Source organism: Tatumella citrea (assembly GCF_002163585.1).
Lineage (GTDB): Bacteria > Pseudomonadota > Gammaproteobacteria > Enterobacterales > Enterobacteriaceae > Tatumella > Tatumella citrea.
The window spans coordinates 2,980,782-3,007,107 of sequence record NZ_CP015579.1 but is presented as its reverse complement, the minus strand read 5'-3'; the positions used below and the strand labels follow the sequence as shown (position 1 = coordinate 3,007,107).

22 protein-coding genes and 2 tRNA genes are annotated in these 26,326 nt (G+C 48.8%); 17 read left to right on the top strand and 7 right to left on the bottom strand.

Translation table 11 applies throughout. The features are described from left to right. Positions 1-33: 33 nt before the first annotated feature. Complete coding sequence (locus A7K98_RS14360; protein ID WP_087489187.1) at positions 34-390, bottom strand: YfeC-like transcriptional regulator; 357 nt, start codon at positions 388-390, stop codon at positions 34-36. Between the two features lie 275 nt (positions 391-665). Here A7K98_RS14360 and A7K98_RS14355 point away from each other — a divergent pair. From A7K98_RS14355 to A7K98_RS14340, 4 genes are all read left to right on the top strand, one after another. Continuing rightward, positions 666-741: transfer RNA gene (locus A7K98_RS14355), tRNA-Ala, on the top strand. Between the two features lie 46 nt (positions 742-787). After that, positions 788-863 (top strand) — tRNA-Ala (locus A7K98_RS14350). A 237-nt stretch (positions 864-1,100) separates the two neighbouring features. After that, positions 1,101-2,255 (top strand): AI-2E family transporter, encoded by a 1,155-nt coding sequence (locus A7K98_RS14345; protein WP_087489186.1) that lies wholly within the window; start codon positions 1,101-1,103, stop codon positions 2,253-2,255. A gap of 310 nt (positions 2,256-2,565) precedes the next feature. After that, positions 2,566-3,609, top strand: coding sequence for a glycosyltransferase family 9 protein (locus tag A7K98_RS14340; protein ID WP_087489185.1), 1,044 nt, complete (start codon positions 2,566-2,568; stop codon positions 3,607-3,609). A gap of 103 nt (positions 3,610-3,712) precedes the next feature. Here the strand turns inward: A7K98_RS14340 and A7K98_RS14335 are convergent, their stop codons facing one another. Continuing rightward, positions 3,713-4,903: a NupC/NupG family nucleoside CNT transporter gene (locus A7K98_RS14335; protein ID WP_087489184.1), complete on the bottom strand. Its 1,191-nt coding sequence runs from the start codon at positions 4,901-4,903 to the stop codon at positions 3,713-3,715. A gap of 391 nt (positions 4,904-5,294) precedes the next feature. Here A7K98_RS14335 and A7K98_RS14330 point away from each other — a divergent pair, with 391 nt between their 5' ends. Together A7K98_RS14330 and glk are read left to right on the top strand one after the other, a co-directional pair. Continuing rightward, on the top strand, positions 5,295-6,533 hold the full coding sequence (locus A7K98_RS14330) for an Nramp family divalent metal transporter (RefSeq protein WP_087489183.1): 1,239 nt from the start codon (positions 5,295-5,297) through the stop codon (positions 6,531-6,533). Positions 6,534-6,823: 290 nt separating this feature from the next. Then, on the top strand, positions 6,824-7,786 hold the full coding sequence (glk, locus tag A7K98_RS14325) for a glucokinase (protein WP_087489182.1): 963 nt from the start codon (positions 6,824-6,826) through the stop codon (positions 7,784-7,786). A 58-nt stretch (positions 7,787-7,844) separates the two neighbouring features. Here glk and A7K98_RS14320 read toward each other — a convergent pair whose 3' ends face one another. Together A7K98_RS14320 and A7K98_RS14315 are read right to left on the bottom strand one after the other, a co-directional pair. Further along, positions 7,845-8,576 carry a LytR/AlgR family response regulator transcription factor gene (locus A7K98_RS14320; RefSeq protein WP_087489181.1) on the bottom strand — a complete coding sequence of 244 codons (732 nt, stop codon included), beginning with the start codon at positions 8,574-8,576 and terminating at the stop codon, positions 7,845-7,847. Next, on the bottom strand, positions 8,573-10,297 hold the full coding sequence (locus A7K98_RS14315) for a sensor histidine kinase (RefSeq protein WP_087489180.1): 1,725 nt from the start codon (positions 10,295-10,297) through the stop codon (positions 8,573-8,575). The genes A7K98_RS14320 and A7K98_RS14315 overlap by 4 nt, the downstream gene beginning before the upstream one ends. A gap of 258 nt (positions 10,298-10,555) precedes the next feature. On the opposite strand from A7K98_RS14315, the gene alaC reads away from it, so the two are divergent. The 5 genes from alaC (at position 10,556) to A7K98_RS14290 (ending at position 14,279) form a co-directional block, all read left to right on the top strand. Then, the gene (alaC, locus tag A7K98_RS14310; protein ID WP_087489179.1) at positions 10,556-11,803 is read left to right on the top strand and encodes an alanine transaminase; all 1,248 of its coding nucleotides are present in this window, start codon (positions 10,556-10,558) and stop codon (positions 11,801-11,803) included. A gap of 377 nt (positions 11,804-12,180) precedes the next feature. After that, complete coding sequence (locus tag A7K98_RS14305) at positions 12,181-12,651, top strand: universal stress protein (RefSeq protein ID WP_087489178.1); 471 nt, start codon at positions 12,181-12,183, stop codon at positions 12,649-12,651. Next, positions 12,648-13,451 (top strand): hypothetical protein, encoded by an 804-nt coding sequence (locus A7K98_RS14300; RefSeq protein ID WP_087489177.1) that lies wholly within the window; start codon positions 12,648-12,650, stop codon positions 13,449-13,451. The genes A7K98_RS14305 and A7K98_RS14300 overlap by 4 nt, the downstream gene beginning before the upstream one ends. Before the next feature lie 146 nt (positions 13,452-13,597). Then, positions 13,598-13,891: a hypothetical protein gene (locus A7K98_RS14295; RefSeq protein WP_232461544.1), complete on the top strand. Its 294-nt coding sequence runs from the start codon at positions 13,598-13,600 to the stop codon at positions 13,889-13,891. Between the two features lie 127 nt (positions 13,892-14,018). Next, on the top strand, positions 14,019-14,279 hold the full coding sequence (locus A7K98_RS14290; RefSeq protein WP_087489176.1) for a hypothetical protein: 261 nt from the start codon (positions 14,019-14,021) through the stop codon (positions 14,277-14,279). 403 nt (positions 14,280-14,682) lie between these two features. On the opposite strand, the gene A7K98_RS14285 is transcribed toward A7K98_RS14290, so the two are convergent. Continuing rightward, a complete protein-coding gene (locus A7K98_RS14285; protein ID WP_087489175.1) occupies positions 14,683-15,897 on the bottom strand; it encodes an L-lactate MFS transporter in 1,215 nt (404 codons plus the stop codon). A 152-nt stretch (positions 15,898-16,049) separates the two neighbouring features. Continuing rightward, entirely contained in the window at positions 16,050-16,949 is a 900-nt protein-coding gene (locus A7K98_RS14280) for a DMT family transporter (RefSeq protein WP_087489174.1), read from the bottom strand. A 177-nt stretch (positions 16,950-17,126) separates the two neighbouring features. On the opposite strand from A7K98_RS14280, the gene A7K98_RS14275 reads away from it, so the two are divergent. After that, positions 17,127-17,993: a helix-turn-helix transcriptional regulator gene (locus tag A7K98_RS14275; protein WP_087489173.1), complete on the top strand. Its 867-nt coding sequence runs from the start codon at positions 17,127-17,129 to the stop codon at positions 17,991-17,993. A gap of 24 nt (positions 17,994-18,017) precedes the next feature. Here A7K98_RS14275 and A7K98_RS14270 read toward each other — a convergent pair whose 3' ends face one another. Beyond that, positions 18,018-18,269, bottom strand: a complete 252-nt coding sequence (locus A7K98_RS14270) for a DUF2534 family protein (protein WP_087489172.1) — start codon at positions 18,267-18,269, stop codon at positions 18,018-18,020. A 429-nt stretch (positions 18,270-18,698) separates the two neighbouring features. Between A7K98_RS14270 and A7K98_RS14265 the strand changes: the two genes are divergently transcribed. From A7K98_RS14265 to cydC, 5 genes are all read left to right on the top strand, one after another. Continuing rightward, positions 18,699-18,920, top strand: coding sequence for a hypothetical protein (locus A7K98_RS14265; RefSeq protein WP_087489171.1), 222 nt, complete (start codon positions 18,699-18,701; stop codon positions 18,918-18,920). A gap of 1,387 nt (positions 18,921-20,307) precedes the next feature. Continuing rightward, complete coding sequence (locus tag A7K98_RS14255) at positions 20,308-21,753, top strand: cytochrome ubiquinol oxidase subunit I (RefSeq protein WP_087489169.1); 1,446 nt, start codon at positions 20,308-20,310, stop codon at positions 21,751-21,753. A gap of 16 nt (positions 21,754-21,769) precedes the next feature. Further along, complete coding sequence (locus tag A7K98_RS14250) at positions 21,770-22,816, top strand: cytochrome d ubiquinol oxidase subunit II (RefSeq protein ID WP_087489168.1); 1,047 nt, start codon at positions 21,770-21,772, stop codon at positions 22,814-22,816. A 6-nt stretch (positions 22,817-22,822) separates the two neighbouring features. After that, a complete protein-coding gene (gene cydD, locus A7K98_RS14245; protein ID WP_087489167.1) occupies positions 22,823-24,583 on the top strand; it encodes a thiol reductant ABC exporter subunit CydD in 1,761 nt (586 codons plus the stop codon). Beyond that, entirely contained in the window at positions 24,580-26,223 is a 1,644-nt protein-coding gene (cydC, locus tag A7K98_RS14240; RefSeq protein WP_087489166.1) for a thiol reductant ABC exporter subunit CydC, read from the top strand. The genes cydD and cydC overlap by 4 nt, the downstream gene beginning before the upstream one ends. The last annotated feature ends 103 nt before the right edge of the window (positions 26,224-26,326 follow it).

Here is a 26,326-nt window from a genome sequence, read left to right as displayed (position 1 = left end):
CTATATGCCGGAGCCTGCGGGCTCCGGTGTTTATTACTCCCGCGCATCAATCTCCAGCCGTTTAAGTATTCCTTTTATGCCTTCACGTAACAGCAGAGCACTGAGCTGATCTTTTTCGTGCGCATTCATCTGACTAATACTGCTCAGTAATAAACTGGCAAGAGTATCACTGGCCGCAAAATACTGGCCACGCGGTTCGGAAACATGGCGAATGGCATGCAGAAATGCAGTGACATTTTCGTCGATATGAATGAGGCGGGCTTTGCCACCCTGAACGCCAGGTTTCGGTAAAGTTGACCAGCCTTCACGTTTAATCCACTTATTAATTGTCTGGCGACTATAACCTGTTTCCAGAGCCAGTTCTTCCGGTGTCATCCATTCCTTTTTCACGCTATTTCCCTTTCGTGGTTGTTGTAACAATGGCATTTTACAGGGAAAGGTAACGTGAACCTGTAAAAAAGAAAAGAATTTCACCCTACAGCTATGGGCTGTTTAACTTTTTTTGTGGTGAATGCCGGTAATTTAGCGAGCGGATGTTGCTGGTGGTGGGCGATCCTGGTGCCTTTTTCAGCAATCAGACACAGATTCGTAATTTGCCGTTGACACCTATCGACCGGTTTCATATTATGCCGTCCGTCAGGTTGACCCTGACAACTTTTCGGCCCGGGGGTATAGCTCAGCTGGGAGAGCGCTTGCATGGCATGCAAGAGGTCAGCGGTTCGATCCCGCTTATCTCCACCAAACTCTTACTTTTTAAGAGTTCAGGCACCGAAAAGATTCCAGATGTGGGGGTATAGCTCAGCTGGGAGAGCGCTTGCATGGCATGCAAGAGGTCAGCGGTTCGATCCCGCTTATCTCCACCACTTTCTGCAGTAATCTGTGTAGTATCCTGTGTGTTCCTCTTTCTTTTCAATACCCTGTTTACCGACGTTCCCTGTTATTTCCACAAACAGTTGATTTTGGCTATTAGCCAGAAACTCCCACCCCCGTTAGCCCTGTTTTTCTGTTCCCAATGCCTGGATAATTTTGCCGATGAATTATTGTAATATTTAGGTTATTTACTACAGTTAACAGCAGGTTAATTGTGCCGGGAGCACTCCATGAAAGTGAAGGGAATTAACGAGGGTTTCTTTGTACTATTACTCGTTCTTAGTACACTGGCCTTCTGTATGGTACTTAAAGCGTACTATTCATCGATATTCTGGGGAGTGATCCTCGCGCTACTGTTTTATCCGCTGAAAACAGGGATTCGCAAAAAGCTGGGCGATAAAAACGGACTCGCAGCCTTTCTTACGTTGCTGATTATCTGCCTGATAGTGTTTATTCCGTGTGTGATAGTTATGTCTTCACTGGCGTATGAAGGTAATGAGCTGTACAACAATATTCAGCAAAATAATCAGGCACTGACCTCGTCAATTACTACTGCAATTCATCATCTGCCAGGTTTTGTTCAGGATTTCCTTAACAAATATGATCTGACTAACGTTGATAAATTACAGCAAAAAATTTCCGGGCTGGCGATGCAGGGGAGCAGAACCATTGCCGGCAGTGCGTTGGTGATAGGCCAGGGAACGTTCAGCTTCACCGTCGGTTTTGTGATCATGCTCTATTTACTGTTTTTCTTTCTGAAAGATGGTTCTTATCTGATCAATCTGATGCTGGATGCATTACCACTCACTGATTATGTAAAACATCACCTGTTTAAAAAACTGGCGGCAGTTTCTAAAGCAACCGTGAAAGGCACCGTGGTTGTGGCACTGGTTCAGGGGGCACTGGGAGGGCTGGCGTTCTGGTTCCTGGGTGTGCAGGGGAGCGTATTGTGGGGAGCATTAATGGCCTTCCTGTCTTTAGTTCCCGCGATTGGTTCGGCAATTATCTGGGTACCTGTGGCTATCTATTTCCTGGCTGCAGGTCCACTGTGGAAAGGTATTTTCCTGGTCGTATTCTTTGTGGTAGTTATCGGGCTGGTGGATAACATACTGCGTCCGTTACTGGTAGGGAAAGAAACCCGAATGCCGGATTATCTGGTGCTGATTGCGACTCTGGGTGGAATGGAGTTGTTCGGGATTAACGGATTTGTGATCGGGCCATTAATTGCGGCTCTGTTTATCGCCTGTTGGAATCTGCTATCCGGTCGCGATAACGAAGAAAACTCTGATCAGCTTGATGCCGGATTTATCGCAGAAGGTCAGGAAGAAAAACAAAACCAGCAGGAAAATAATAACGAAGCAGAACAGCCCAAAACTGCGGGCTAGTATCCACGCCTGACACTCTAAACAAGCCCATGTTTTCATGGGCTTGTTTTTGTTCTTATCCTCAACTCCGGGCTTTTATTATCTAAGCTGAAACATCCTGCATCAATTGCTGTCTTAGCTCAGTACTTAGCACGTATCGATAAAATAAAACGGGTGAATTTTAAGCAATGGAATGCGGAAAAAATCACAGTTGTAATCAAAAACAGCCCTTAAGCTGGCGGTCGAACGCGACAGATTACAGTTCTGGCAGGCAGAATTCTGACCCGGCGATACCGGTGCAGAACGAAAATGATGGTATTCAGGCAATAGTATGAAAATATTAATTATTCGCAGAGATAATATCGGGGATTTAATCCTGACTACACCACTGATAGCTTCACTGGCACGCCACTTTGGTGGTCCGGTGGATGTACTGGTGAATACTTATAATCAGGCGGTGCTGGAGAATAATCCACATATCGGGACCGTGCATCTGTACAGCAAACTGCACCACCGTCAAAACGGGCAGTCTGCTCTTGGTGTGATAGTTAACCGGATAAAAACGTCGTTACAGCTACGACGTGCCCGTTATGACGTGGCAATTATCGCTAAAGAGCACTGGGATAAGCGACCACTACAGTGGGCTAAACTTTCCGGGGCTAAAAGAATTATCGCCATCGGTGATCAGGCTCCTTCTTCTATTACCGATCTGGTTCCCTCTCTGAATGGCCAGCGACATATCGTTGAACTCCTTTCGCAACTTGCCTTGCCGCTGGGTATCACGCTGCCACCAACGGAGCTGGAACTCTATCCGCGTGAGCAGGAAGTCTCCGCATTGCGTCAGCGTCTGGCAATCACTGAAGGATTACCGGTATACGGAATTCAAATCAGCGCCAGAAAACCAGGGCAGCGTTGGCAGGCAGAAAAATTTATCCGGTTTATGCATGAAATTGCTGCACAGCATCCGTGCCAGTTTCTGCTGTTCTGGTCGCCAGGTGCGTCAGACAACAAAAGCCATCCGGGAGATGACGAAAAAGCTGCAGAAATTCTGAAGCATTGCTCAGACATTTCGGTAACTGCGGTACATACCTCCGGGTTACGTGAGCTTATTGCCGGGATGTCGTTATGCCAGCAAATTCTGACCAGTGATGGTGGAGCGCTGCATGTAGCTGCCGGAGTGAATGTGCCGACGGTGGCTATGTTTGGCAACAGTGATGCATGGTTTTGGGGGCCGTGGGGAGTCCCTTCGGAGACACTGGAGGCCCCGGGTCAGGAAGTCGCACAGCTTACGGTAGAACAGGTGAAAGAGCGTTTTATGGCATTACGCCAGCGGGTACTTGCAACTGAAGTCAGTGAGGTTGTGCCGGCAGCTTAACTGTTTACTACCAGGCTGGAAGGGTGGCTGTCGTGTAGTTTGCAGTTATTTTCAGCCAAAAAAAACGGGGCAAACAATGCCCCGTTTTTTTTCGCACAGCAGATTACCAGGCCAGAACCAGACCGGCAATAGCCGCTGAAAGCAGGCTGACCAGGGTTGAGCCGTAAAGTAATTTCAGACCGAAACGTGAAACCACATTTCCCTGTTCTTCGTTTAGTCCTTTAATCGCTCCGGCAACAATCCCGATAGATGAGAAGTTAGCAAAAGAAACCAGGAAAACAGACAGAATGCCTTCGGAGCGCGGAGTCAGTTGGCCGGCCATTTTTTGCAAATCCATCATTGCGACAAATTCGTTAGACACCAGCTTGGTAGCCATTACGCTGCCGACTTTTAACGCTTCATCAGCCGGAACACCGATAACCCAGGCGAAAGGATAGAACAGATAACCCAGCACGCCCTGGAAGCTGATACCAAAAATACTGGTGAACAGGGCATTAATTGCAGAAATCAGGGCGATAAAACCGATCAGCATGGCGGCCACGATAATAGCTACGCGGAAACCAGCAATAATATATTCGCCCAGCATTTCGAAGAAACTCTGTCCTTCGTGGGTGTTTTTCAGTTGTAAATCTTCTTCCTGTTCAACTTTATACGGGTTGATCAGAGACAACACGATAAAGGTACTGAACATATTCAGAATCAGTGCCGCGACCACGTATTTCGGTTGCAGCATCGTCATATAAGCACCAACAATAGACATCGACACGGTAGACATTGCCGTTGCTGCCATGGTGTACATACGATTTTTCGACATCTTGCCCAGAATATCTTTATAGGCAATAAAGTTCTCTGACTGACCAAGAATCAGGGAGCTGACGGCGTTAAACGATTCGAGCTTGCCCATACCGTTGATTTTAGACAGTACGGTACCAATCGCGCGAATGACCAGCGGCAGAATGCGGAAATGTTGCAAAATACCGATTAAAGCTGAAATGAAGACAATAGGGCACAAAACATTAAGGAAGAAGAATGCCAGGCCTTTGTCGTTCATCCCTCCGAACACAAAATTTGTACCTTCTGCTGCATATTTAAGCAGGGTGTCAAAAAACGCCGCAAATCCTTTTACAAAACCCAGACCTGCTTCGGAATTGAGAAAAAACCAGGCCAACAGCACTTCAATAACCAGTAACTGAGCCACGAACCGTAAGCGAATCTTTTTCCTGTCCTTACTGACCAGCAGGCAAAGCACAGCGACAACTACCAGTGCCAGAATAAAATGGAAAATTTGTGACATACAGACTCCAATTTTGAGGAGAGTTATATTTTGTTATGTATTCTATGAAACGTTACATATAAAAACGAGAGCAAAAACCCATTATAAGTAAGAGATCTCGTTAATTTTATGAAAATTGTTGCTCTGTACTCACTTTTCGGAAGTGGCGGTTATTTTTTGTTCTGTGGAATGTTGTGTACATTTTTCTGTCTGATGTCCGTACAGTTAACGCTCTGCTAAGCGTCAAAAACAGATTGCTCAAATTTTGTTAATCAGGTAACGTTGCTGTCATATTTATAGCCAAGGCTATACTTTTTAGCATAGTCTATTGAATCAATCATTATTACCGATTTAACTGTTCTTCTGAGGGCGGGTAAAGTGGTGCGAAAGCAGTAAATTACGGGGACGTCAGATGTCAGAAGGTCAGACCGCAGACAGCAATAAGAAGCAGAGAAAGGTAAAGCTTGCGCTGATGGGCCCTGCTTTTATTGCGGCGATTGGCTATATCGATCCCGGTAATTTCGCCACCAATATCCAGGCCGGGGCCAGCTATGGCTACCAGTTACTTTGGGTGGTTGTCTGGGCCAATATCATGGCGATGCTGATCCAGTTATTATCGGCAAAGCTGGGGATTGCGACAGGTAAAAACCTGGCGGAACATATTCGCGATCGGTTTCCACGCCCGGCAGTCTGGTTCTACTGGGTGCAGGCAGAACTAATTGCGATGGCCACCGATTTAGCTGAGTTTATCGGTGCTGCCCTTGGTTTTAAATTGCTGTTCGGCGTCACCCTGTTAGAGGGTGCGGTTATCACAGGGGTTGCGACTTTCCTGATTCTGATGCTGCAAAGCCGTGGCCAGAAGCCACTGGAGTGGGTGATCGGCGCAATGTTGTTGTTTGTTGCCGGAGCCTATGTGGCGGAAATGATTTTCTCCCAGCCTAATCCAGGAGGATTAATCCGTGGGATGGCGCTGCCTGTATTGCCGGACTCTAATGCGCTGTATCTTGCTGCCGGGGTGTTGGGGGCAACGATTATGCCTCACGTTATTTATCTTCATTCGGCGCTGACCCAGCAGGACGATGGTGCCAGCAAGAAGCAACGTTATGCTTCAACCAAACTGGATGTCGCCATTGCTATGACGATTGCCGGATTTGTTAACCTGGCGATGATGGCAACAGCTGCTGCAGTGTTCCATTTTAATGGACATACCGGAATTACCGAACTCGATGACGCTTATCTGACGCTGAAACCTCTGCTTGGCAATGCCGCCGCATTGGTCTTTGGCCTGAGTCTTGTAACTGCGGGTCTCTCTTCAACAGTCGTGGGAACGCTGGCAGGCCAGGTCGTCATGCAGGGCTTTATCCATTTTACTATCCCGTTATGGGTGCGCAGGGTGGTGACCATGCTGCCGTCATTTATTGTCATTTTTGCCGGGATGGACCCTACCCGTGTGCTGGTTCTTAGCCAGGTATTCCTGAGTTTTGGTATTGCACTGGCGCTGATCCCTCTGCTGGTATTCACTGGCAACCGGCAATTAATGGGGGCACTCACCAACAAAAGAAAAACTCATATCGCCGGTATTGTGATTGTAGTGCTGGTGATTGTGTTGAATGTGGTGGTGTTAAGCGGCGAATTACCTGGCCTGTTTTAACCCTCTCTGAACTGCATTTCTTTGCCGGGCGACTATGGTTACCGCCCGGCAGACGAAACCATGATATAGTGTTTTTTTGCCGGTTTTATGCAGTTGTACTGCATATGCCATCCTCTGTTCAGCCAGCGCGTATTCAGCATCTTACCTATGTGCATCGGCTGCCTGGCAAGGTATGGTAGATAACTGTGAAAATGATGAATTAATTTCACCTGGTTCCGGTGACCAGCAGATTTGAAGAAGGCGTAACTGTCTTCACCATTAATTACCCCCCCAAGCGGAGTAGCATAAGAATGACAAACTATGCCTTGGTCGGCGATGTAGGCGGAACTAACGCCCGCCTTGCGTTGTGTGATGTGACTGACGGCAGCATCTCGCAGGCCAAAACCTTTTCAACCGAGGATTACCAGAGCCTGGAAGATGTTATTCGTGAGTATCTGGCGGATCAACAAGCCATCACCTGTGCATCTATCGCCATCGCCTGTCCGGTGAAAGATGACTGGATTGAAATGACTAATCATAGCTGGGCGTTCTCTATCAGTGAGATGAAACAAAATCTCGGGCTGGAACATCTGGAAGTGATTAACGATTTCACTGCGGTCTCCATGGCAATTCCAATGCTGGGCAGTGACGATGTCATTCAGTTCGGCGGTGGTGCACCGGTAAAAGATAAACCGATAGCCATCTATGGTGCCGGAACAGGACTGGGGGTGAGCCATCTGGTTCATGTCAACAAACACTGGGTCAGCTTGCCTGGTGAAGGCGGACATGTAGATTTCACCTGTGGTACCGAAGAAGAAGACATGATCATGAGTGTGCTGCGTGCAGAACGTGGCCGGGTGTCAGCTGAACGGGTGCTGTCAGGAAAAGGTCTGGTGAATATTTACCGGGCCATTGTGATTTCTGACAACCGTGTTCCTGAACGTCTGCAACCTCAGGACGTAACCGAGCGTGCATTATCCGGAAGCTGTACTGACTGTCGTCGTGCACTGTCATTGTTCTGTGTGATTATGGGACGTTTTGGCGGGAACCTGGCCCTGACACTTGGAACCTTCGGTGGGGTGTATATTGCCGGCGGAATTGTTCCACGCTTCCTGCAGTTCTTTAAAGCCTCCGGTTTCCGTGCTGCTTTCGAAGATAAGGGACGTTTCCGTTCTTACGTACAGGATATTCCGGTCTATCTGATTACCCATGATCAGCCGGGGCTGCTGGGTGCCGGTGCCCATATGCGCCAGACTTTAGGGATGGAACTGTAATCTCTGTATCATTCCTGCGCCGTGTGATGACAACCAACGCGGCCAGGAATGCATTCTGCTATAAATGCATCAGTTGACGAAATTCTTTGACCTTACTGCGGCTGACCGGGATCTGAAATTCCAGTTCGCGTAATTTAAGAATGTAGGTATTGTTAAACCAGGGCTCTATTTCGCTGATTTGATTCAGATTTACGCAATATGAGCGGTGACAGCGAAAAAACTGACTGTCAGGCAGTCTCTGGCAAAACTCACTAATACTCATCGACATAATAAACTGATCTCGTCGGGTATAGACGATCGTCAGCTTTTCATGCGCTTCTGCATAACAGATATCATGGATATCGGTCACGATGATCCGATCATCTTTGACCAGATTGATCGTTTGCTGCATTGCCGCATGATTTTGTGCAGTGATGGCGTTTTGCTGATGGTGCCAGCCAGCCTCCAGTTTATTCAGCATGCTGATGATCCGGGATTCCTGATACGGTTTCAGAATGTAATCAAAAGCATCCAGTTCAAAGGCTTCTACGGCATGCTCTTTCCAGGCCGTAATAAACACAATCAGAGGTTTGACAGCAAACTGGCTAATATTTTTTGCCAGCAGCATACCGTCAAGTGACGGGATGTTGATATCCAGAAAAATAACATCGGTCTGATGCTGTTGCAGATACTTCAGGACATCCAGCCCGTCAGTAAAACAGGCTTCAATGCTGATATTACTGTATTGTTGTATCATCCAGCTGAGTTCCTGCTGGGCCAGGTACTCATCTTCGACAATGATAGCCTTCACGTTACATTCTCCGTACCGAACTGTTTTTTACCGCTGTCAGCTGCCAGGGAAGGGGAAGTTTTGCTGACAGTAAAGCTGATTTCGGTGCCTGGCGAGAGCCGGCGGATTTTCAGTCCCTCTCCGTACAGCAGTCTGACGCGATGATGAACATTAAGCAGACCAATCTTGTTGCCGGGCATTTCGTTATTGACCACTCTGCGGATCACTTCCTCGCTGATACCTTCACCGGTATCTCTCACCGAAATGTTTACGTTATCGTCAGATTCACCCTGGCGAATAGTAATGGTCACGACACCTTTTCCCTGGGTACGCTGAATACCATGAACTATGGCATTCTCAACCAGTGGCTGGATAAGCAGGCTGGGGATTTTACAGGAAATCTCTTCATCGATGTCATAGATCACCGATAACTTGTCACCAAATCTGGCCTGCTCAATCGCGATATAATCCATCACCTGATAAAGCTCTTTCTTAATATCAATCACTTCATCATCACTGAGTTCCAGGTTGTAGCGCAGATAACGCGACAGATTGATCACTAACTGACGGGCGGTATCCGGATTCATGCGTATCGACGAGGAGATAGCATTCAGCGCATTAAACAGAAAATGCGGATTGATTTTACTTTGCAGGGCGCGTAATTCAGCTTTGTTCGCCATCTCCCGTAGCTGCTCAGCCCGTGAGACTTCCAGCTGTGTAGAGATGATTTGTGATAAGCCAACGGCCATCTCTTTCAGAGAGCCGGTTATCCGGTGGGCGCGACGATAATAGATCTTCAGGGTGCCTGCAACCTCACCTTTTTCCCGCAGTGGTATCACCAGAATCGAATGAATGTCCCGCGTACGATTGGCTTCATCGTTGTTACGGATAATGATTTTTCCACTGGTGATGGCAAGCGTCGTGGTGGCACTCAGACCAATATTACCGGTCTGATACTGCTCTTCACCGTAACCGACATAGGCGAGAATTTCCTGGCGGTTAGTCAGCGCCACCGCATCGGCATTGATATCGTTACGGATGATTTCGCACACCTGACGTAATGACTGGCTGTTAATATTCCGGAACAATGGCAGTGTTTTATTGGCAATATCCAGCGCCAGTTTCGCCTGGCGTGCGGCCTGCGCTTCCCGTTCACCTTCAACGCTTTGCACCAGCAATACAATCAGTCCGATACTGGTAGAACCGAGAATCATCGGCAGGGCAATTTCGCTGACAATCTCTATGCCCAGGCTGGTGGGGCGAGCCAGCAGGACAATCAGGATCATTGTCAGGCTTTCACATAACATCCCGCACAGGATCCCGACGCTCCAGCGCCGGGATTTTTCGATATGCCGATAAATCAGCCCTGAAACTATGCCTGCCAGTACACTGGTAATCAGGCAGGGAACAGCGCTCACGCCGTGAATATCGGTTAAAAAACGGTGCAACCCGGCAATAACACCGGTGGCAATACCTACCCAGGGGCCGAATAATATTCCGCCTGACATCACGGCAATGATTCGCACATTGAGTAGCGAACCATCCACATTTATCCCGGTCCAGGTACTGAACAGGGCAAACAGGGAGAAAATCGCCGTCACCGCCAGCTTTTCCGCCGCAGTATAATCATCTTTTTGTAACAGTTGGCGGAAGGGTGCTGCCCGTGTCAGAAAAAACAGGCAAATCAGCATTAGCGCTGCACGGTCAAAAACCGCCAGTAACTTATCCAGATGAAGAAACATCGCGGCGGGCCTTAGGCGAATAAACAATAAAACAGGCGGTTATGATAGAAAAATTCCCGGCCCTGCACCAGCGCTTCACCAGGTTAATCTGAGTGAAACTGAATCAGGATCAATTTTGGCTAAACAATTTAAAAAAATATCAGTGACGACCGGAGATTATTCTCTGGACAAATACTGAATCTGACAGGTATGTTGAATTTACTCCATTCGGAGTGCGTCGCTCGGACGGTCCGGGCGCTAACGTTTAGCGGAGTTTTTATGTCAGATAATCAGCCAGTCCGTCGTTTTACCCGTATTGATCGCCTGCCTCCTTACGTTTTCAATATTACCGCAGAATTAAAAATGGCCGCCCGTCGTCGTGGCGAAGATATTATTGATTTCAGTATGGGAAATCCGGATGGTCCTACACCACCGCATATTGTCGAAAAACTCTGCCAGGTAGCTCAGCGCGAAGATACTCACGGTTATTCCACCTCTAAAGGGATTCCGCGGTTACGCAGGGCTATTTCCCGTTGGTATGCTGATCGTTATCAGGTGGATATTGATCCTGAATCTGAAGCGATTGTGACTATCGGTTCCAAAGAGGGTCTGGCTCACCTGATGCTGGCTACGCTGGACCATGGTGATACCGTGCTGGTACCTAATCCCAGTTACCCGATTCATATCTACGGCGCGGTGATTGCCGGAGCGCAGGTGCGTTCGGTTCCACTGGTGTCTGGAGTTGATTTCTTTGCTGAACTTGAGCGGGCAATTCGTGAAAGCTATCCAAAGCCGAAAATGATGGTTCTGGGATTTCCGTCAAACCCGACAGCTCAGTGTGTCGAGCTGGATTTCTTTGAACGGGTTGTTGCCCTGGCCAAACAATATAATGTCCTGGTGATACACGATTTAGCTTACGCAGATATTGTCTACGATGGCTGGAAAGCACCTTCCATTATGCAGGTGCCTGGTGCCCGGGATGTGGCTGTCGAGTTCTTTACGCTGTCGAAAAGTTACAATATGGCCGGCTGGCGTATTGGATTTATGGTGGGCAACAAAGAACTGGTTTCAGCGCTGGCCAGGATTAAAAGCTACCACGATTATGGTACTTTCACTCCACTGCAGGTTGCAGCAATAGCAGCACTGGAAGGTGATCAACAATGTGTCCGCGATATTGCTGAGCAATATAAGCGTCGTCGTGATGTATTGGTCAAAGGCTTGCATGATGCAGGCTGGATGGTGGAAAACCCGAAAGCATCGATGTATGTCTGGGCGAAAATTCCGGATCATTATGCTCATCTCGGATCACTGGAATTTGCAAAACTCCTGCTGGAAGAAGCGAAGGTCTGCGTTTCTCCGGGTATTGGCTTTGGAGATTATGGTGATACGCATGTTCGTTTTGCACTGATAGAGAACAGTGATCGTATCCGTCAGGCAGTGCGTGGCATCAAAAACATGTTCCGCGCGGCAGGCCTGGCGCCAAAAAACAGTAGTGAAGCCGTGTCTGCTGATAACTCAGCTTCCTGATCATTGCTGCTCAGGGGAGCCTTCCCCTGAGCTTTCCCGTCTTTTACTTCCCGCAAAATCCTGCTTAACGCCCCTTAGCGAGTCAGTCCGGTGTTACAGCTGGTAACTTCGTTACATCAATCGTTGTGGTTTTGAAAATTAATTAAAATCTGTTTTTCCCCGTGCAGTGTTCGCTTTAAAATTAACTGTTTTTCTTAAGGCTACTGCGATTGCCAGGCAGGGGAGAGAAAATCAGTCAGGTAATACTCTGACAATTAAAGTAAATCAGGATACATTAACGGAGAGAATGTTACGGGCGGTGTCTGTAGCCTGTTGTTCCGGGCAACCTTTACAGGTCTGATACCGGTATCTACTACTCTCCGGAATGGAGCTGGATAATGAAAACATTATTAATGGCCATTGATCGCCAGGCCTCTATGGCAGAAAAAATTATCAGAACCACCCTGGATCAGGCACGTGCGCATCAGGCGTCAGTCGTTATTGTCTGTTGTGTCATGTCAGATGATATTTCAGGAAGCCAGCCGATAGAAATTGACACCGCAGAGCGCGGGTCATTATCGCTGAATGCCAGAGACAGTCAGAACTCGGCAGAGCAGATGTTGCGCTATGCGCTGAACCCGTTTGCTGAGGCCGGAATTCCTGCGCGTGGATTGATCTGCAGTGGCGAACCGGCAACTACCATTGTTGATCAGGCTGATCGTCTGCAAGCCTCTATGATAATTATGGGACGCCGCCATCTTTCTTCTTTCAACAGAATTCTGAAAGGTTCAGTGAGTGCTGCTGTTATTGAACGAGCTCATTGTCCTGTTCTGGTTGATGTTACCCAAGAGACTTCGTCCACGGTATGACCGAAACACTACTTCCTTCTGTCGTCAGCCTGATTATTTTAGGGTTGCTGCTGACTGTGATTGTCAGAAAAACACGCCTTTCGCTGGTAGCAGGTATTCTGCTCACGGTTATCCCTGTTGCGGCAGGAAACCTGTGGTGGTTTTACGCTTATAAGCCACAGCATGATGCAGAACTTTTGGCTCAGCACTCGCTGGCTGAACTATCGGCATTACCCGGTTACCGGGTTCTGAAACAGCAGGAACCTAAACTCTGGGCGGTATTGCAACAATCGTTTCTGCATTCGATAAGTCAGGGGATGAGCATGCCACTGGCGGTCGGGCAGTTGCGTGGCATGCTGGCCGATGTGGTTAACCAGCGAATTGGCCGGGCCAGTGATCAGGCCGTCATTAACTATGTCACGGTCAATGTGGACGAAATGATCGCCCTGGAAAAGATTTCGCCTGAATACTGCTTTCGTTTCCTGTATCCACAGGTTGAAGGTGGCGTTAATCTGATGCAAGTGTTGCCACCGTCGCTTAATGATCGTGATTCTGTGGCGCTGGAGCAGTTGTTACTGACCAGTGAAGGTCCTGATAAGCCGTTGAATAAAACACTGGCCAGTGACACCCTGAAACAGGTAGTGGGTACCCTCTATTCACGCTGGGGCGATAAGCTGAAACAATTAAATGAACCAGGTGATACCTCTTCCGATCACCAGTCATTGTGTGCAATGACAATTGACTTGTACCAGACAATCCTAAAATTGCCGGCACCTCAGTCTGCCAACCTGTTGCGTATGATGGTGGTCAGTGCGGAATAGTTTCTGAACAGTGTCTGCTGCCAGTCGGGCAGACATGTCTGATTTCTCCTTTGGGTTCTCCGGTTACGGTCTAATCCGATGTGAAACCACCGGAAGGTGGATAGATTACCAATAACCTATATTTTTTCCGGACAGCAATTCTGAACATGACAAAAAATCTTAGTACTCTGTGTGTGGCTGGTTTGCTCAGCATGCTCCTGAGTGGCTGTGCCCACCAGTATCCTGGTGGTTACGCGCAGGTAGACAGCGATAAAGCATCAAACAGCCTGCAATTCCGCTACAAACCGACACAAGTCAATCTGACTGCACTAAACACCACCGTGGCAGACTATTGTCATCAGCATGGTTTTGATAAAGTTGAACCGTTGCCGGAAGAAAATAGTGCCTGGCCGGGAGACAAAACCCGTTGGTTCCAGTGCAATTATTCAGTTGAAAACTAACCCCCGATAAAACGAAGTGCCTGGCACGGGGAAGAGGCAGGGGCATTATCTGACAGTGACATCTTTTTGCGGGTATCAGGTTTGGCTGGTATTAGCCTGCCTTTAATCGTGGCTGGAGGGTTTATCCATGAGCTGTGCCAGAGTGCTAAATTCGATAAACCGCTATCGCTGGTGGTTCTTTATTCTCTGGGCTATCCCGACGTTTTTTATCTGGGCGATTGTTGGGGCCCGGGTGGCACTCCAATATGATCCTGATGCCCCTGGTGGGCCGTATATCTTCGCCGGGCTGGTGGTGTGGTTCTTTGTGCATTTGCTTCCTGTCATCGTTGTAGCCTTGTTACTGGCTGTTTATCGTTGGCGGGTCCGGGTTGCGTTAAGACAGGGATGATCCCTCGGAAACACGGCAGAGCATAGGCAGCCGAACATTTCACCCAGTAAATTATCCCGCCATTTTCGCGGCGAATAGATATTCCTGGCAGCAAAACTGACTCACTCCATGAATCCTGCTCCTCCATTTTGTCTATTTTAACTCCTGATACTCAGGGTGTCGGTGCTGATAAATTGTCAGGGGAAACTACTACTGTACAGTTGCCTGTAAGGCGGGTTGAGCGGTTACACGGGGAAGGGGTTCTGATTTGTCGCCTGTGTAGCGAAGTGAGGTGGCCGGAAAACGCCGGTAAAATGCACCTCACAGAAAAACGCGGAATCCGGGGGGAAAGGGGGAGGTCAGAGCCCCGAAGAGTGGAGATCATGCCCTGGCAGGCAGGGCATGGGGCAATCACTGACAGCTATTAGTTTTGTACCAGTGGCGCGGGTTGTTGTGAATGTTGACCAGGCTGGCGAACAGTCAGTGACAGAACCAGGGATGCTGCCAGAAGTACCATAATCAGTACAAAGGTCACCATAAATCCGCCGAAAATTGACGCGACCAGCGAACCAAGAATACTGCCAATTCCAAAACCGAGATAAATCACCCCGTAGTTTTTGGTCAGGTTGTTCAGACCAAAGAAATCGCTGACCAGTGACGGGAATACTGTAATTGAACCACCAAAGCTGAAAGCGATGCAGGCAACGGCGAAGAAAAATGATTCCTGGTGGAGATGAGTAAACAGCAGCAAACTCATCCCGGCCAGTGAGATAATCTGGGCCAGTGAGATGACGCGGATACGTGCCAGTTTGTCGGATAACACACCAAGCACCAGGCGTCCCGCCAGATTGGCCATAGCAATGACCGTAACTGCATTCGCGGCACTCAACGCAGGTAAATGCACCAGATTCTGGCCGATATCTTTGGCTATCCCAATGACATATAAACCGCTCATACAAGCCGTCAGGAACATTAAGGCCAGCATCCAGTATTGTGGCTGGCGCATAGATTCAGCGAGCGTAAAGTCACTGGCAGAGTCACTTCCTTGCTGCGCCTCTGTGCGTGGCGCATCTTTCATCATAAGCGCACCGACTGTCACAATCACCAGAGTGATCACTCCCCACATCATAAAGGTATGTTCCAGACTCTGATGCGCCAGCAGATAACTAAAGATAAATTTAAATCCCAGACTGCCCAGGCCATAGGCACCAATAGAGCAGGCTGAAATCACCCCTTTACGCTCAGGGAACCATTTTACGCAGTTGGATAAAATCAACAGATAGCCGGTTCCGTCCGCCAGACCAACCAATACTCCGGCACTCAGATACAACATGCCAATAGAGGACGATTCAGCGGTAAGAAACAGGCCGATAGCCAGTAAGATCCCGGCACTAAGGGTGACGTTACGCACCCCGAATCGCTCCTGCAGTTTTCCGGCCATCGACGATGCCAGAGCCAGGGTAAGGCTCAGTATCCCAAATGACAGGGCGACCTGGCTGACCGGGGCTGAAAGTTTCTGGGACAAGGGCTGATTAAACAGGCTCCAGGTGTATACAGATCCTAAGGCAAACTGGGTAATAACAGTCCCGGCCAGAGTCAGCCAGCGGGTGGCTGATGGCGGTTGGTGGGTAGTGTTCATGTTCGCGCTCCGCGAGAGATTCATTTTCTGCGGTCAGGATAATTAATTACCGGGAGTTTGTGGGGGATTATGGCATGAGCTGCCATTTCCGGGGAATGAAATGCATTAAACCGGGTATGAATGACGCTCAGTGCCATTCATACCCTTTTACCTCAGGCCGTTCGCATACGACGGCTTGCCGGCAGGCGGACAAACATCATCAGATTGGCCAGAGAAATGCTGACCAGTCCCAGTACGGCATGGGGTTGCCAGATAAAGCCTTCATACTCCGCAGATAATGCCAGGGCAACCAACGGGAATAATAAGGTGCTCCAGGCCGCTTTTGCAGCACCGATTCTGCCCAGCAAGGTAAAGTAGGCACCGAAGCCACACACCGAACCAATCACCGCCAGATAACCGACGGCAGCCAGCCAGTGAGTGTTAAATGATGGTGCAAGAGACTTGCCAGTCAACAAACTCAGTAATGCCATCACCAGTGCGCCGTAAAGCATCGCATAACCGGTGGTCGTCATCACATCTTGTTTCTGACGCTGGTGGCGTACGCTCAGCATATTTCCCAGCGAGAATCCAAAGGTCCCCAGTGCCGATAAGCCAATCCCCGCCAACAGTTGCAGTGAGTAATGATTTTCACTCAGTTGCGGCCAGAACATGATTACCATTCCACCCAACCCAAAAATCAGTGCCGGAATAAACTGGGCCGGTGGTTTCTGGCGAAAAAAGATCCAGCTATTGATGGCGTTATAAATCACCGCCATTGAAAAAATCACCGATTCCAGTCCGCTGTTAATCCACTGTGCTGCGGTATAGAAGCAGATAAAATTTCCACCAAAAATGCAGCATCCCTGTAGCAGGCAGAAAAAATGAGTCTGTCCGGATAAGTGTTTCAGGCGACGGGTCAGTTTAAGGGTAACCAGCAGCACAACTGCTGCCAGCAAAAAGCGCCAGAATACCGAGGTCATCACCGGCACAGCGGCTGAATGTTGCTGGACGAAAATAGCTATCCACGTGGTTCCCCAAATTAGTACTACGGTAAAATACAGTACGATGTTCATCTTTTCCTCCCCGGCCGTAAACTGCCATTATGCCGGGATTTGCTGAGGGAGGTTGTTACCGGCTTGCGGTCAGTTTGCAAAATCCTGCGGTTTTTTTTGTATTCGCAGAGCCAGCACTGGCAGCAACAACACCAGCCGATTACACTGAGAAAGTGACAGGGGAGGGCCGGAGAGACGATGTCCTATCAGACTTTTGATATTTTACAACGCCGCAAGGCACAGCTACGTGAGTCCGTTACGCTCGATAGTGGCATACAGTTAGCCTCTTGGTTCAACTGCCAGGACCAGGTGACAAATCTTAGCGATCACCATACCCTCAGTTTATATATTGCCGATGGTTATGATACCTGGCATAAAACTCCGCATGGCTGGCGTAACGGTGGCGGACCGGATCGTTTTTGCCTGATGCCTGCTAACAGTGAGTCCTGCTGGGATATCCGGGCAAGACTGTCGTTTGTCCATCTCTATTGTACCGAAGGGCATTTACTGGAACTGGCCGGCAAAATATGGGATCGCAACCCGCAGATGATCTCTCTGGATGAGCAGGTATTTGCCGATGATCCCCGAATTACTCAGCTATATCGCCACTTTTTACTGAGTTGTGACTGGCAGCAACCAGCAAATCATCTGATGCTCAGTACTGCCGCTACTTTGTTAATGACCGGACTGGTGCAGCAGTACAGCACTGTTAACTGGCAATTGCCGTCTGTGCGTGGCGGGCTGGCACCCGGGGTGCTCAAAAGGGTAGATGAATTTATTACCTCACAGCTGAGTTCGCCTCTGACTCTGGCCGAACTGGCGGCTGAGGCAGCACTAAGTGATTACCATTTTGCGAGGATGTTTCGTCAGAGCACCGGTCAGTCACCACATCAGTATGTGATGATTAAACGGATGAACAAAGCTGAACAATTACTCCGGCATAGTGCGATGTCGTTGACTGCTATCGCAGAAGAGTGTGGTTTTTCTTCTCTGAGCCATTTCAGCAACCGTTTCCGCGCTCATTTTGGTCAGAGCCCGTCAGTATACCGCCAGACACGGCTGTAAAGCCGTGCCAGCTGTTAAAGGGTGTTAGTTTTTATCGTCACTTTCGCCCAGGAAGAAATACCAGAGCGGAATGGAGAGCAGGCCGGTGAAAACAGCGGTATAGATAACAATCATAAAACATTGGGTCAGGTAGAGGTCGGCGGGCCACTGGCTGAATGGAAGATGGTACTCGTCAAAAACGCCACCAATAATCGCGCGTGTCATAATGGCAGCAACGATTAAACCAACCACCACCACTCCGCTAATAAAGTGCCGGGTTTTTTTATTCTTAAACATTATCACCGTACCTCGTCCTGAAAAATATCATCCGCAATATATTGTTACTCACCGTTATTAATGAATATTCCGGATTGTGAGTCATCGGGATAAATAGTGTAACCCGGTCAGGAATAAATTCCGACACCCACCCAGCGACATATTCCCTTTTAATATTTAAATGATATATATGATGTGATTTTAATTCTTTATATCCATAAACAGTGGCTATTCATTTCGTCGGGTAATCCACGGACCGCAGGATTTTTGTTGCGCTAATGCTCAGGCAGATACTCAGAAAATTATTTAATCATTTGAAATTATTGACTTTATTTTTTTGGGTAAAAAAAAGCCAGTGTTTGCATCACTGGCTGTCAAAAAACTGGTTTGCTATCATCATTTTTTAGTTATTGAGTAATAATTAAACATAATTGTTGCCCGCTGTTAAATATGATTTTTGTATTTATTAATCTTAGTCCTCCTGTTGGCAGAGACAGACGACAAAGCTACCTGGCGGTCAGTCTGGTTATTGCGTCTGAAGCTGCCCCGCTCGTCGCATCTGCGCAATCATCAGTCAGCTTACTTTCAGAGGATTACAGCATTATGAATGAGCCGGTTTCTCTGGCGATTACCCTGGCAAAGTTACAGGTTAAGTTTCAGGGAACAGCATGAATCAGTGCGCCGGAATCTGCCCTGAAGATCCTGATTATGTTCAGTGTTTACTGAACTTCACCGCAAAGAGATCGGGTGGCTCTGGCAAGCCCGGGTGGAATATTCTGCTTTAGTGGTGAAAAGTTGTGAAATAGCTACAGAACTGTCCGGGGGAGGGGAGATACATAGTGTTTCTCAGGCAACGCAGGCGGCCAGAATTCCCATGGAAACCACTGCATTCTCCGGCAAAAAACTGGCGGTTTTTTTCGTTAGTTTAGCGGAGGCCCGGGACGAAATTCGCGGCCCCGGGGCTAAGTTTCTGTTATGCCTGTGCCACAGAAAGGCTGATCCGATGGCCGCTTCCCCGGGGTTTTAAAGCACCTCTCAGTGCTGATGATGTTCAGATGTTAACACCTGAAACAGGTGTAATGCCGCAGTTGCGAAAGATGCAATAAATCTGAGTGGATGATACTGAAATCCTGGAAATGAAAATTTTCTAAATTTAATAAAACAGCATTAAGTGTCTAAATGGAATAAATTCTTATTCTCATCTGCATTATGTTATAAAAAGGTTATTTAAGTTATAAAATATGATGTCAGGTGTATTTTGTGTTTATTCGGTGATAATTGAATTGCATTTTTATTTTGAGCATTATCTCTATTTATATTACCTGTAGGTTATTGAAAATATCTCCTGGTGGCTATTTTGTTATTCTGACTGAATATCAATAGTGGAATTGATGCGCAGTCATTTTGAAGGTTTGTTTTTTAAGTTACTGATTTGGATGGTTAAATTTATTATAAATTACACCGGATTATGGCCGGAATGCTGTGTTTAAATAGCAGAAGATTAAAAATTAATTTTCGTTTGGTTACAATTGGATTATTGAATGAAGAATATTTTGTGAGGTGTGAACGAATATAATACACCGTGCAACAAAAAAGCGGTTTACCTACATTTTTCTTGACAAGATCCGGGTGCAGAGGAATATACTGGGACTCATTCGGACTACACAGAACCAGTATTGTGCTTTTTTATGACAATATTTGCGTCTCGAAAATCTGGGTACATCTCTATATAAACAAATTCAGATTCTGCAGTAATTTGCTTGTCGTCAATACTGCATAGCGCTTATCAAATAAGCTTTGCCGACAAATGCTCCTTTGTGAGTGATGTTACATGTCCATCTTCGAAAGGAAATGGGCGTGGTGGCGATTTTTTGTTCTGTTCCCGGTGGGGGACAGGGATATGTGCTATACAAACAGTATGACGTTTAGAGGAAAGGATGGTGCGACACCTGTTTCTACTCTTCCTGCCTCATCTCTTATCATTCTACCTGCCTGATAAGAGACAAGGCACTTGGGTGTCGTGGGCTAATACGGTCACTTAATACAAAAGAAGATAGCAATGTTAAGCAATGATCTCACATCGCTGATTACGCGAATTGACTTCGCGTTAATCTCATCAATTCATATCATCTATCCGCCACTGACCATCGGTCTGGCCCTGCTGCTTTTCATCGCAGAAGCAATGTGGGTCAAAAACAATGATGAGAAGTGGTACCGCATCTGTCGTTTCTTTGAAAAGCTGTTCATCGTTAACTTTGGTGCCGGTGTGGCTACCGGGGTAACAATGGAAATGGCTTTTGGTATCCTTTACGGCCGTTTTTCGCAGGCTGCCGGACCTTTTTTTGGTCAGGTATTAGGATACGAAACCATCACAGCCTTTATGTATGAAGCCGGATTTATCGGTTTGATGATTTTTGGCTGGGGCAAAATCAGTCGCAAAATGCACCTGTTTGCTACCTTTAACGTTGCTCTCTCTTCAACACTGTCGGCAATGTGGATTCTGGTGGCGAACTCCTGGATGCAAACACCGACCGGTGTTCAGTTGAAAAACGGCATATTCGTCGTCACTGACTGGGTTGCTGCGCTGTTCAATACTAACGTTCGTTCTGCGTTCCCGCACATGTTACTGGCGAGCTTTGAGCTGTCACTGACTTTTGTGGTAGCCGTGTGTGCATGGTTCGTGCTCAAGCGTCGCAACGTTGATATTTTCCTGCGTCCTCTGAAATATGCACTGGTTGCGCTGGCAGTGGTTGCTGCAGCCCAGGTGTATATGGGTGATGTTCTGGGTGAAAACACCCTTGAGAACAAGCCTGCGGCACTGGCAGCTATGGAAGGTCAGTATGATGCTTATGATGCTCAGGGCAACGTTAATAATGCCTGGAACATTATCGGATGGCCAAACAAAGAAGGCACTGGTCTGGCATGGTCCATCTCTATTCCACACGGTCTGAGCCTGATTGAAACCAAAACCTGGAACGGTCCGGTTCGTGGCCTGAACAGCTTCCCTAAAGATGAACAGCCACCAGTGGTTCTGCCGTTCTATGCCTTCCGTGCGATGGCCGGAGCAGGTGGTGCACTTCTGCTGGTCAGCCTGTGGGGTGTCTGGTTAATCGCTCGTCGTCGTATGACTCCGGAAACTGCATCATCTAACAAGTGGTTCCTGATGATTGCCGTGGCCATGGTCGTCCTGCCGTATATTGCAGTGATTGCCGGCTGGTGGACGCGTGAGATTGGTCGTCAGCCGTGGATCGTTTACGGACTGATGCGTACTGAAGATGGTATGAGTGCAATGACCACAGGCCTGGCTATCTTCTGGTTTGTCGGTTTTGCAATTTTCGAATCAGCGGTTGTCACCGGGACAATCTGGTTCCTCGCGAAAGTCGTTCGCAATGGACCTGATTTAACCAGCAATATCCCTGGTGAAGGTCATGAGCATATTGGTCATCTGGATCTTCCGGAAGACGAAAAGCACGCTGACCATCCTGAATACATAAGACCGGTCTGATACGGAGAGAATACTCATGGATATGTTAACTCATACTCAGCATTTTTTGGTCATTGCCTGGTGGCTGGCTTTTGGTATCAGCGTACTGTTATATATTGCGCTGGATGGTGCAGACCTTGGTGCAGGGATTTTCTCTCTGTTCGTCAGAGATCACCACGAACGTGGCGCGATTATGGCAGCGATGGCCGGTACCTGGGATGCTAACGAAACCTGGCTGATTGTCGCGGGTGGTATTATGTTTGGTACCTTCCCGTTTGTTTACGGTTCTGCGTTCAGTTACCTGATGGTGCCAATGGCACTGGTGTTATGGGGCATTATGTCCCGTGCCGTGGCACTGGAATTCCGTCATCTGGCATCACCATTCTGGCAGAAATTCTCAGATGGTGTGTTTGGGATTTCCAGCCTGACGGTGACTTTCTTCGGCGGCATGAGCGTAGGCGCTGTACTGCAGGGCTTTGCACTGGATAATCCGGCTCAGGGTGTTCCGCACTATGCCGGTGGCGCGTTTAACTTTATTTCTGCGTTCTCCATCTGGACCGGTATTGCATCCTGCATCGCAATGACGTTATCCGGAGTACTGTTTGTACGTGCGCGTTTTGAAAAAACCGAGCCATTGCGTCAGATTGCTGCCCGCTGGACGGCAGTCACATTCTGGTTAGCCATTATTGCGGTGGTTGTGACCTGGATTTGGAGTGCATTCGACTTTGACTGGGCACGTGCTAAATGGTTTGGTCCGCACTTCTGGATTTGGGGACTGTTTGGTCTGATCGCACTGTTCTGTATTGAGCAGGTACGCCGCGATACGCTGAAAGATAAAGATTTTGCTGCTATCCTTTGGTTTAATGGTGCCGCATTGATCCTTGGTTTCGGCATGCTGATCACCATGTTCCCATGGATCGTACCAAACACCTGGACCATTTGGGCCGGTGCGACCCCGCAGGTTTCCCTGATTACCTTCACTCTGACAATGGGTGGATTTGTTCCGGTCATGCTGATGTATAACTGGTACCAGATCTGGGTTTTCCGCGGTCGTATCTCCAAACTGGTCGGTTACGGACACTAATCTTATATGTCGTCTCGCCCACCCCTTAGTGGAGCGGCCGCTCGCCTGGCAGAACGCTGGCTTTCAAGCCAGCGTCGCCAGGCTGGTGCGCTCTTTTCCCTGTCAGTCGTCATGGCTACCCTGAACGCGGTAATGATGATTGCCCAGTGCTGGTTACTGGCATGGCTGATTGACAGTGTGGTTATTGGTGGCAAAGAGCTGTCGGGGTTATTCCCGGCGCTCTGGTTACTGCCGCTGGTCATGTTACTGCGTGCTGGTCTGGAAATGTTACGCCAGGGTTTTGCGTTTGAAAGCGCCGCACGTATTCGTCAGACTCTCCGCTCTACCTTACTTGAACGTATTTCAGCACTGGGACCTTCATGGAGCCAGCAGCAACGTACCGGCAGTATTGCCAGTACGCTGGGTGAAGGTGTTGATGCTATCGAAACTTATTTCTCTGCTTTCCTGCCACAGAAAATCATTATCGGTGTGGTCCCGTTGGCAATTCTGGTCGCATTGTTTCCGTCGGACTGGGTGTCCGGGCTGATTATGCTGATTACCGCGCCACTGATACCACTGTTTATGATTATTGTCGGGAAAGGTGCAGAGAAAATCAGCCTCAGGCAGTGGCGTAAGCTGAGCCTGATGAGCGCCCACTTCTTTGATGTGATTGCCGGACTGACCACACTGCGTCAGACCAATGCTGCCCGTCGTCAGGCAGAAATCATTGCGGCAATTTCAGAAAACTATCGCCAGACCACAATGAAGGTGTTGCGTGTTGCATTCCTGTCGTCACTGGTGCTGGAATTTCTTGCCACTGTCAGCACTGCAATGGTGGCAGTATATGTCGGTTTCCGGCTCTATTACGGTGAACTGGCCTTTTTGCCTGGCTTATTTGCTCTGCTGCTTGCACCTGAGTTTTTCCGTCCGTTGCGTGATCTGGGAGCACATTACCATGCCCGGATGGATGCGATTGGGGCGACCGAAGGGCTGCTGGATATTCTGAATACCGAACTGCCAGAACAGACTCCGACTCAGGTGTTGCCTGTTGCTGAACCTCAGGAAATCCGGGTGGAAAATCTTGGCTACCAGCATCCGGAAGGCGGCGGTATCGAAGATATTTCATTCTCGTTGCGGCGTGGAGAAACACTGGCAATTGTCGGATCAAGTGGGGCAGGTAAAACCACATTAGCCCGGTTATTGCTGCGTTTTATCAGCCCGACCCGAGGAAATATTCTGGTTAATGGTCAGGATTTGTCACAACTGGATTTGCCGGAATGGCAGAAACAGATTGGCTGGTTACCGCAACGCCCGACACTGTTTGCCGGATCGATTGCCGATAACATCTGTCTTGCTCATCCACAGGCCAGTGAAAGTGAGCTAAAAAAAGCAGCGCGCCTTGCTCAGGCTGACGGATTTATCAACGGCTTTGCTGATGGTTATGCCACCCAACTGGGCGATGGTGGTCAGGGACTTTCCGGCGGGCAGGTACAGCGCGTTGCAATGGCTCGTGCATTACTAACCGCACCTCCGGTGATGATACTTGATGAGCCTACGTCATCCCTTGACAGCCAAACCGCGCATCAGATGATGTCGGCACTGGTCGAAGCTTTCCCTGATTCTGCACGGCTGGTGATCACACATGATACCTCGGTGGCTGTTATGGCCGATCGGATTGTGGTGTTGGCGCAGGGCAGGGTGATTGAATCCGGTACTCCGGCTGAGTTGCTGCAAAGCGGCGGGGTGCTGGCCGAACTTGAACGTTTGCAGAAAGGAGCAACAGAATGAGCGACTTACGTCATCTGTTAGCACTGGCCCGTCCGTGGCGGGCACGAATGGCTATCGGCATATTACTGTCAGTGGTGGTCATTCTATCAAACGTATCACTGCTGGCACTTTCCGGCTGGTTCATCGCTTCGATGGCGCTGGCCGGTGTTGGCAAAATGACGCTGGAATTTTTTACCCCTGCTGCCGCTATCCGTGGTCTGGCAGTACTGAGAACTTTGGCACGCTATCTGGAACGTGTGGTTACCCATGATGCGACTTTGCGTTTACTGGCGGTATTGCGCGTCTGGTTTTATAAGCATCTGGAACCCCTTGCACCTGCCAGACTGCAGGAGTTTCGTGATGGCGATTTGCTGACCCGCCTGAGGGCAGATATCGATAGCCTGGATAATTTCTACCTGCGAATTCTGGCTCCGGCCATTGCAGCACTGATTTCCTCGGTTGCTATTTTATGTCTGCTGTTCTGGTTCTCTCCGGCAGTCGCAGGGATTGATGCTGTGATGCTGCTGGTTGCGGGGGTGGTGATCCCGGTGATTGTGGCTTCTCTGACCCGGGCCTGCGGTAATGCGGTTACCGGATTACGTTCATCTCTGCAGGTGGCCTCAACAGATTTAATTCGTGGCCTTGGCGAGTTACAGGTAGCCGGCGCGGTGAATCGCCAGACTGAGCACCTGAGCAGGCTGTCTCAGCAACTGATAGCAGCGCAGCGTCGCCAGGCGTGGATCTCAGCTGCGGGTAACGCGCTTTCCGCACTGGCGGGACAGATTGGCATGTTCTGTACGTTGATCCTGCTGGTCAGTGCAGCTCATAACGGTGCGCTGGCGGGTAATGACTTTGTTATGCTGATATTTGCGGTGCTGGCCAGTACCGAGGCGGTTGCTGCACTACCGGCTGCTTTCGCGGCTCTGGGTGTTACCCGTGAAGCAGCCCGCCGTATCTTTGCAATGGCAGAACTGACTCCCGCGATTCGCTTACCGGCTTCCAGTGACAAACCTGAACACTTTGATCTGGTATTCTCAGCAGTGACCATGCGCTATACTGCGGACAAACCGGCAGTGCTCGATGCCATGAGCTTTAAAGTTCCGGAAGGCCATTGTCTGGCGCTGCTTGGCCCGAGTGGTGCCGGGAAAACCACGATCCTTAATCTGGTTCAGGGGTTCTGGGAATGCGAACAGGGTACGATTTCGATTGGCGGACATCCGGTCAGGGAACTATCAGATCAGGTATTACGACAGACTATTTCTGTGGTCAGTCAGAAAACCTATCTGTTTAATGCCTCTGTGCGCGATAATCTGCGGATGGTTGCCCCTGACTCCGATGACGATACTCTGTGGCAGGCCCTTGCTAAGGCTTCTCTGGCCGATGAAATCAAGGCTTTCCCTCACGGCCTGGATACGATGGTTGGTGAGTTAGGTGCCCGGTTATCTGGCGGGCAGGCACGCCGAATCGCCATTGCCCGTGCATTTTTGTCTGATGCTCAGGTTATCCTGTTGGATGAACCGACAGAAGGTCTCGATGCCACGAATACCGGGCTGGTGCTTACGTCCCTGCAACAACTGGTAAAAGGCAAAACGACCTTACTGGTTACCCATCAGATTCAACCACTGGTGCTGGCAGACAGCCGGCTGGTGCTGGAAGGCTGATATCCGACCAGACCCGCACAGAGGGTAGGATTTCTGTGCGGGTCTGTCTGACCTGATCTGCCTGTTCCTGACGTTATTTCACGCCTCATTCTGACCCTGTCTT